Raw genomic sequence first — 1,448 nt, forward strand, 5'->3', positions numbered from 1 at the left:
CCAGATTTCATTTTAATTCCAGGCGATTTTTTTAATGATGATTTTACCGCCATTCAAGATCCGAAACGTGTAAGTGACTTATTCAAGCAGTTGAAAGCAACATACGGTGTGTATGGTACATTAGGCAATCACGATGGCGGAAAGACATTCTCCCAAATGGTACAGTTGCTTGAAGAAAGCAATATTACACTATTAAACGATGAATATGTCGTCATTGATGATAAATTGGCGTTAGTAGGACGTGTGGACCCTTCTCCCATTGGTGGTTTTAATGGACTGAAGCGTCAAGATGTGAGCCATTTACTGAAAGAAATCGATTCAAGCATGCCTACAATTGTATTAGACCATACACCGAGTAATCTCGAACAATATTCTAATGACGTAGATTTAATTTTATCAGGGCATACTCATAGAGGACAAATCTTCCCAGGTAGTCTAATTACAAATTTAGTATTTGAAGTGGATTATGGGCATTTTCAAAAAAATGCAGATAGCCCTCAAATAATTGTGACATCAGGTGTAGGCACATGGGGCATGCCAATGCGAGTTGGCACCAATAATGAAATTGTGGAGATTTATATAAAATAATGAGTTGTGAAATGCGTAAAGAATGTTGAATACCATAGTCTTTACGCATTCACTTTAATTAAACACATTAGAGAAAAGGGTTATTTTTTCTCTAATGTGTTTAATTAAAATTTCTGCATCTTTTGGCGAAAGTGTAATGTGATTATAAATGTCAGCATCAAAATGTACATTTTTGCTCACTTAAGCATTTACATTTACGCTCAAATTACATTTCTCTATTCATGTTTATGAATAATTACAACTTGACATGGAGACGTCTACTCGCACGATTCGGTAGCCAGAAGCCTGCTATAATAAGGGGTGGCTGACCGAACAAAGCTATCATGCTCGTCCCTCCAAGTAAAGTTATAATATATAGGGGGAATTAAAAATGTACATGTTTAAACGAGCGTTTTTGTACGTACATAAAAGCAATTTTTTGAGCATCATAATAAGTGTAACGTCCTTTTTTCTCCCCTATTAATTGGTATTGCTCAAAAATCCTTCGAAGTTGAAGAGGGCTAATATCATATAATAAAATTTGCACCTCTCCGAAATTTAATTTTTCGTTAAGATTCTCCATTTCAAACTCGCCCCCCTTATAATAAAATTCGGAAGTTATTAATAGCGTCTTGTACAGTACTTAGCATAGTATGTTCGTCAACATAATGAAGCGCAGAATTGATATTTCTATCACCACGGGCCAACGCAACTTGAGTCGCGCTCAGGCCTAAATCTAGTAGTATATTTGTAAATATGCCTCTACCAATGTGCGTGGACCAAGTATTAGAAGTTAAAAGTAAATAATCTTGTTGATTGCCACTTTTGAGAACTGATTCTAAGAAAGCATCTTTAACCTTTTCAAAACGTCGAGAATATGT

1 protein-coding gene and 1 pseudogene are annotated in these 1,448 nt (G+C 35.6%); one reads left to right on the top strand and one right to left on the bottom strand.

Annotated features, from left to right (window positions below; all coding sequences use genetic code 11):
- Positions 1-588: metallophosphoesterase (locus tag QI30_RS19030; protein ID WP_199754733.1), on the top strand; the 588-nt coding region annotated here is incomplete at its 5' end.
- Positions 589-1,166: 578 nt separating this feature from the next.
- Here the strand turns inward: QI30_RS19030 and QI30_RS21030 are convergent.
- A pseudogene (locus QI30_RS21030) lies at positions 1,167-1,448 on the bottom strand (site-specific integrase); the annotation flags it as partial.

The sequence above is a fragment of the Candidatus Kurthia intestinigallinarum genome, assembly GCF_003991225.1.
Classification (GTDB): Bacteria; Bacillota; Bacilli; order Bacillales_A; family Planococcaceae; genus Kurthia; species Kurthia populi.